Origin of the sequence: Chryseobacterium sp., from assembly GCF_022712095.1 — a bacterium.
Classification (GTDB): Bacteria; Bacteroidota; Bacteroidia; order Flavobacteriales; family Weeksellaceae; genus Chryseobacterium.
Genome location: NZ_JALAHD010000221.1, coordinates 1 through 7,096, shown reverse-complemented (window position 1 = coordinate 7,096; position 7,096 = coordinate 1). Strand labels below are relative to the sequence as shown.

Genomic DNA, 7,096 nt, shown 5'->3' with positions numbered 1-7,096 from the left:
GATAATCCTTTACAGATCTTCAATAATTTGTGACTCATTTTTTTCATTAGTATTACGGATAAGATCTAAAACCAGATCTAAAAATCCTGTATTTTTATAAAAATAATTAGAATTTTCATTTAACTTTTCTTCTATTTTGTAAAACCCATAATTAGCATACTGTTCCATCGTATCTATTAGATAATCAACAGCTTTCCGTTCTGTTATTTCTCCTTTTTCAAGAGCAATTAAATCTAAATCATCGGTTTTTGCAAGTAAAGCTGAAAATATATATTCTCTTAATTTTGGATACGCTTTTCTAAGTTTCTTAGAATCTAAATTTCCCCAAAACTGAATAGGCTGCCCAAGACCTTTTGTTTCTCCAGATAATTCTTTTCGTTTATTTGCATAAAGCCCAATAAAAAAGGCATAAATATAAAGCTCATATCCTGCACCAAAAATTTTCCCTTTACTTGACATTGACTCAACAGATCCTCCTCCATATTCAGTAAATTGACGTAAAAGTGTTTCTTCGAAATGGGTTTCAAATTGCGGATTCCGTCTTCCCCACACATCATATAAAGTATCTTTTGCCATAATTACTCTTTTATTAAAGTTAATTTAGTTTGAATTGTTGACAAATCTAAATTGCTGAAAGGGCGTAGTTTTTCCATTCGATAAATTGTACAATTTTGAACATCAATTTTATTATTATCCAACATCCCTCTTTCTGTTAAAAAGCTTTTTGTAAATATTATGCATTGTTTATTAATATCAGAAATAACCTTGAAAAAATCACTTTCTTTTTGTGGAGAAAACGAACTGGTAGGAGCGTCAAAAATAAGTGGATAGTCATTATCTCGTTTCAACGCCGTCAGGTCAGATACAGCAAATAATACAGACATATACATTGTTGTTTTAAGAGCTTGATTTGGACTCGATATAAATGTATCATTTCTATCTTGCAAAGCAATTCTGGCAGCACCATCTGCTGATTTAATTATTTTAATTATCCCATAAAATCCATCTATATTAAGTCTTTCAAGATATTGATTAGCCTTATCTTCTAATTGAAAAAGAAAATCTTGTGTGTTTTTTTCTTTTGCATTTTTGAAAGCATTTTTGATTTTATCCAATGCACTGTGAATTTTTCGATAGGTATCAGCCACAGACCCCTTAGCCAAATTATTATATTCTTCTTGATATTTTTCTAATTCTTTTTGCTTTTCACTTTCTTCCTTTTCAAGGATTACAACTTGTTTCTCTGCTTGACCTTTATAATCCCACCAATTTTTGATATTTTCATAAGCGTTTTGTAGTTGTTCTTCTGTTAATCCATCATTTTGAGCTAATAATTTCTTTTTATTTTCTTCCTCTATATCAATGCTTTCCTGAATTTTATTAGCATCAGCCTTTCTTGCTTCATTAAATTCAATAGTATCTCTAATTGAGTTAATTAAATTGTTTATTTCTGCTTGATTATATTCTAAATTATTACTTTTTTGCTCTAATTCTCGTAAAAAACTATTTTGGAAAAGTTGTTTTTCAGTTTCCTTTTCAATTGGTTGTTGACTCTTAATTAAGTCATTAAGTTTATTAACCATAAAATCGTAAGCATCCGTTCCTTCTTTAGCTTCACGACCACACACCTTGCAAAACTCATCTTTAATCATCTCTTGCATAGAGATTTTATCAGGAATATTAGGAGATAAAGGAATAATACCTTCAGCTATTTCTTTGGCTAATTCTTGTTTACCTTTCAGTTTATCTTCCTCACGTTCAAGTTTTCTTTTCTCCCTACTGAATAGAGATACTTTTTGTTGAAACTCTTCAAAAATAGCAGAAAACCCGCCGAGAATCCACATATCATCAAGAAGTTTTATAGAATATTCTTCATTGATATGCTTTTCTGTTTGAACCTTTTTTTCTCGTAATGATTTTAATCGTTCATTAATAGCTTTTAGTAACTCACTCGCTTCTTTACTGTTTTCAATTTCATTGAGCTTTGTTGAGTAATTGTTTGCATTTTCTCTATTACTTTTTAACCTTTGGCGTATATCACTTAAGTCTTTTCTTAACAAATCAAGCTTTGAACTCAGATCCTTTTCTTGTTGAGAGTTTTGTTTATCTGATTTCATCGCTTTTTCAAACGCTTTTCTAGATTGATATTCAGCATAATCAGTAAAACCAGACGTTTCATCCTCTCCATTATAATAAGGCTCAAATTGTCTGATATTTGAAAAAGTTTCAATTAGATAATTTAAAGCATCAGGATTATTGAAGACATTAAGATTTTCTTCTCCTTTAAAAAGACAGTATTTGCGTATAGCTGCTTCAAAACAACGGTCCAATAATCTTCCTCCTTGAATTGGAATTCTTTCAGCGCCCTCATTTTCAAAACCTTTGAATTGAAAATCACCTGTATTTATTTCGTTGTTAGCATCTTTAGAAAATGAAAATGATTTTTCTACAATTTTCTCTCCATCATGCTCGAAAGTCATTGATACACGCAGAACATCACTTTCAAATTCCGGTAACTCAGATATTTTTTTTTCAGAGATAAGACGTAAATCAAGATTTTGTTTTGAAGTATCAAACAACCATTCTAATGCCTCGAAAAAAGTAGTTTTACCATCCCCATTATCTCCAATGAAAATCATTAATCCATCATTAAATTTAATTGTATTAACTCCATAATAGCTCCGAAAGTTTTCTATTGTGATTTCTTTTATAATCATAGGATATTTTGATTAAGATAGTTAATTACCTCATTGTAAGTTTCCTTAAAAATACTTCTATCAGAGCTTCCCGCAACTCCTTCAATAATTTTTGCTACAGCTACAACGATCGGGTTCTCAGAATTTAAAGCATCGTCTACTGTAGGGTAATCCTCAGCATTAAATTCATAAAATGAACTTAGTTTATCATCAGAAAGTACTAATTGTAACATTTTATCTTTATTATTCATTATTGTAGAGATTTAAATTATAGTAATTCATAATATCTAAAAGTGTATTAATCGTATAAGAGCTATTTTCTGAAAGCAAAGCAAAATTGTTAACACGCTCTAACTCCTTTTTCAACATACTTCTTTCCATCTTGTAACTTTCACTATTAGGGTTGATTTCAGGAATTACAACTAAATCGTGAATATAGGCAAATTGTTTATCCGGATGTTTCCTAAGAATCCGACCACGACGTTGTACAAATTGTCGAGGATTTCCAGTACTCGCACAAAAAATAGCTAATTCAGAACGTGGTACATCAACTCCCTCATCCAAGCATTTCATTGAAGTAAGCACGTCAATTTCTCCATTTGCAAATTGTTCTAAAATATATTCTTTATCACTTGTCCCTGAAACAAATTGCTTAATTGTTGTTCGTTTATCAATGTCCCTTACTGCTTCAGTAAAGACATCAATTAAGTGGGCTGCATCATAGTCGCTTTCAATTTCATCATTTTCCGAAAAATAATCTGTTTCAAAATATTCGTTCGGGTCATTACCTTCGGGAACATAAACCAATGTATATTTTAAGTTGCCTTTCTTTTCGTACTGTTCCTTTAGAATATCATTAAAAATAGATATTTTATTAAATGCTTTATGTACAATTCGCTTTCTCGCTAATAATAATGCTGTTAAAATAGAATTTTTGCTGAAACTATCAGATTCACTTTTATAGAATTTTGATATTTTATGTGATAACTCCATATAATCTTTCATTTCAGATTCTGTAAGGGTAACTATATGAGGATAATAATAGTACCGGCATAATACTCCTTTATTTATGGCCTCCTCCATGGAATACTCATACGTATATTCATTTTCACTATTAAAAAACAAAAATAGTTTTTTGTTCCCTTCTTCATCAAATTGACGTTCAGGTGTTGCCGAAAGACCAATTCTCCGTTTGCAATTTACTTTGGGTAAAAGCTTCAAAATTGTACCCGAACCCATATTGTGGCATTCGTCTGCAATTAATAAAGTTTTTGCAGGTAATTGGTTTAATTCAGTAAAAATATTATCTCTTGCAAAAGAAGCATACGTTGAAATTACAATATATGAAACTTGTTCCGTTGGAGAAAGTCGTTCCCTCGTTAAAATAGCTGAAAAATCATTTCTCCAACGACTTTTTGAACAAACTTTTACAATATTTATAAAATTGAACTTTTTACATTCATTTTCCCATTGGTTAACCAATGTAATTGTAGGTACAAGAATTAAGGCTTTATAATAACCTGTTTTTTTATAAATCTCAAGTAAACAATTCAAAGAAGTGATTGTTTTTCCTGTACCTGTTGCCATTGCAAACAATCCTTGTTGATTATTATTTTTCCAATTATTAAATGCAATTTTTTGATACTCTCTTGGACCTTCAGAATATGGAAATTTCGGATTTCTTGAGTTTTTATCAATATCATCATAAAGCTTAACAATAGTTTGTTTTAGCTTATGGTTTTTAATGAGACTTCTTTTCTTTTCAAATAGTTGTTCCTCCTGAACAATTAACTCATCAACACTTTTATTACCAAACTTATCTTTAATTGCAACTTCTATTTCATTTGCTGACAAATACTCAACATCTTCATCCTGTTCGGAAAAATAGTCATCAATAACTCTTAATTGTTTTTTTATTAGTTTATTTGACCTCTCATCTTCCCAACCTAAGAATGCTTCTAACTCCTCCAAATTTTCTGATAAACCAAATAAGGTAAAGTTACAAGAAGCCTTATATCCTACAGAATTTTCTCCATCACTGAAAACACCTGATTTATAATGTGCAATTCCTCTATTGTGTTTGGGTTTGATTACCTTAATTTCAATTCGCTTTTCAGCAATCATATATGCCAAGCATTCGAAGAAATGTGTGTCATATTCATCAAGCACTTTGCCAAGAGAAACTACATCTGACAAATCAAACATTTTGTTCAGATTATCAGAACTTTGTCCATTTTCTAAAGCTTCTTTGTCTTTTTCGGAAAGCAAATGATTGATGACCATTCGCATTTTTCCTCCTTTACTAATAAATGTTGCAAAACCAACAGAAAGTAAATTGATAGCTGCTGAGCTGAAATAACCTAGCAATAAATGAAATTCAGAACTATTAGCTAAGCCTTCCAAATAAAATTGCAAAGGCTCATTTTCTGTTCCTGTCTTATAATCCCTATCTACAGACCAATCACAATCTTTAAGCATCTCCTAACATCGTTTTAGTTAATTCAGAAATCGTTTTAACCACTGTTTTTATTTCTTCTTCTGTAGTAAATTTTCCTAATGAAAACCTAAGTGAAGCAAAAGCATCATTATTGTCCAACCCCATTGCTGTAAGAACATGTGAAGGCTCAATCACCGCAGAAGTACAGGCTGAACCATTGGAAACAGCTACATTTTTCATCCTACCTATCATAACAGTGGCATCACGTCCCTTGAAACAAATATTACTTACATTGTAAATTCTCCTTTCTGTACTTCCATTCACGAATGTACCAGGAATTTTGAGCAATTCATTTTCTAAATCTTTTCGTAACAATACAATTCTTTCAGCATCTTGCTCCATTTCTTCTTCTGCAACCTCACAAGCTTTGCCGAGAGCTACAATACTTGGAACGTTTAATGTTCCACTTCGTAAACCATTTTCATGTCCGCCTCCGTGTGTATACGCAGGAAGGTTAATTCCTTTTCTTATATACAGAGCCCCAATTCCTTTAGGTGCATACATTTTATGCCCGCTTAAACATAGTATATCTATTCCTAAATTATCCACATCAATCTTAATTTTCCCAACTGCTTGTGTTGCATCTGTCATAAATAAGGCCCCACTATCATGAACAAGAGAAGCAATTTCTTTTATCGGTTGAATTATTCCAGTTTCATTATTTACATACATTACAGAAACCAAAATAGTATCTGAACGCAGAGATTTTTTCAGCTCGTCCAAATCAATTAATCCACTTTTTTGAACAGGCAAATAAGTAATTTCATAGCCTTTAGTTTCAAGGTAATTACAAGTATCAAGTACTGCTTTATGTTCTGTTGAAACAGTTACAATATGTTTTCCTCTATTGAAGTAGCTTTCTGAAACACCCTTTATTGCTATATTTATTGCTTCGGTTGAACCACTCGTGAAAATGATTTCTTTTTCATCTGCACTAATTAGATCGGCAACTTGTGTTCTTGCCAATTTTATTGTCTCATTTATAATTATTCCAAAATAATGGGTACTACTTGGATTGGCAAAGTTTTCTTTTAGAAATGGGAGCATCGCATCCAATACTCTCAGATCTATTGGAGTAGTGGCATTGTAATCAAGGTATGATATCTTATTCGCATTTAACATTATACTGATATTTCATTGTGAACGATATCCTTAATTGCTTAATAAGTCGTTCCATTTGTAAATTTTATTTTCCTTTATAGCCTTTCGTGTGTTTGAAATTTTCTCAAGCAGCGTTTCTGTATTTGATTTTTTCTCCAATTCAAAGATAGAGTTGTAATTTTTCAGAATATTATAGATATCCTTAGTGGCTTTATTCGTTTCAAAAAATGAATACAATATCCCTACTCCTTCAAATTCAAGTTTGTCAAGACACAGTATTAATGTATTTAGTCTTTCAACAATTTCCCTTTTAGTTTTTCTAAAAGTTGCATTAACTTTATTCGTGAAGAAAACTTGGAGTTCTTTTTTTAATGTGACGACTTCTGTTGCATATTGTGAATACAAACTACTTAAAGCTCCATCTAATTGTTTTTCATTAAAACTATCATCCAACCAATAGAGTAAAATTAGCAAATCAACAGAATCCTTTATTTGACCAATTTGTTGATAATCAAAAAAAGGGGAAAATTGTTCTTTAGCAGGATAATCATCTGTATAAAAGAAAATCTTTTCAGAATTTATTCTACTTAAATACAGAGCATAAGCTGAAGAATATAGCTCACCATTTAGTTTTTTAGTATGTTTAGTAGCATTTTTAATCCTTTCAAAATAATCTACCCCTAAATCTTTTAGTAAACTTTCATTGTTATTTTTCTTACCCTGAAAGACAGTTAATACTTGATTAATGGATTTTCTCTTTTCTTCTATCGTGTTTTTATCAGAATATTTTTGTAGACTCCCT

6 protein-coding genes are annotated in these 7,096 nt (G+C 30.9%); all 6 read right to left on the bottom strand.

Annotated features, from left to right (window positions below; translation table 11 throughout):
- Positions 1 to 9: 9 nt before the first annotated feature.
- Positions 10 to 576 (bottom strand): hypothetical protein, encoded by a 567-nt coding sequence (locus Q0A18_RS11665; protein WP_292010322.1) that lies wholly within the window; start codon positions 574 to 576, stop codon positions 10 to 12.
- A gap of 2 nt (positions 577 to 578) precedes the next feature.
- Positions 579 to 2,717 (bottom strand): AAA family ATPase, encoded by a 2,139-nt coding sequence (locus tag Q0A18_RS11660; protein WP_292010321.1) that lies wholly within the window; start codon positions 2,715 to 2,717, stop codon positions 579 to 581.
- Positions 2,714 to 2,947, bottom strand: a complete 234-nt coding sequence (locus Q0A18_RS11655; protein WP_111959914.1) for a hypothetical protein — start codon at positions 2,945 to 2,947, stop codon at positions 2,714 to 2,716. The genes Q0A18_RS11660 and Q0A18_RS11655 overlap by 4 nt, the downstream gene beginning before the upstream one ends.
- Positions 2,940 to 5,174: a DEAD/DEAH box helicase family protein gene (locus Q0A18_RS11650; protein WP_292010320.1), complete on the bottom strand. Its 2,235-nt coding sequence runs from the start codon at positions 5,172 to 5,174 to the stop codon at positions 2,940 to 2,942. Before Q0A18_RS11650 ends, Q0A18_RS11655 begins: the two co-directional genes overlap by 8 nt.
- Positions 5,167 to 6,315: a cysteine desulfurase family protein gene (locus Q0A18_RS11645; RefSeq protein ID WP_292010319.1), complete on the bottom strand. Its 1,149-nt coding sequence runs from the start codon at positions 6,313 to 6,315 to the stop codon at positions 5,167 to 5,169. Before Q0A18_RS11645 ends, Q0A18_RS11650 begins: the two co-directional genes overlap by 8 nt.
- Positions 6,316 to 6,345: 30 nt before the next feature.
- Positions 6,346 to 7,096 (bottom strand): hypothetical protein (locus tag Q0A18_RS11640; RefSeq protein ID WP_292010318.1); only part of this gene is annotated, 751 nt, incomplete at its 5' end.

What these genes read in the sequence shown, in the direction of transcription:
- Q0A18_RS11665 (WP_292010322.1), bottom strand. Translation starts at nt 576, where the DNA reads ATGGCAAAAGATACTTTATATGATGTGTGGGGAAGACGGAATCCGCAA.
- Q0A18_RS11660 (WP_292010321.1), bottom strand. Translation starts at nt 2,717, where the DNA reads ATGATTATAAAAGAAATCACAATAGAAAACTTTCGGAGCTATTATGGA.
- Q0A18_RS11655 (WP_111959914.1), bottom strand. Translation starts at nt 2,947, where the DNA reads ATGAATAATAAAGATAAAATGTTACAATTAGTACTTTCTGATGATAAA.
- Q0A18_RS11650 (WP_292010320.1), bottom strand. Translation starts at nt 5,174, where the DNA reads ATGCTTAAAGATTGTGATTGGTCTGTAGATAGGGATTATAAGACAGGA.
- Q0A18_RS11645 (WP_292010319.1), bottom strand. Translation starts at nt 6,315, where the DNA reads ATGTTAAATGCGAATAAGATATCATACCTTGATTACAATGCCACTACT.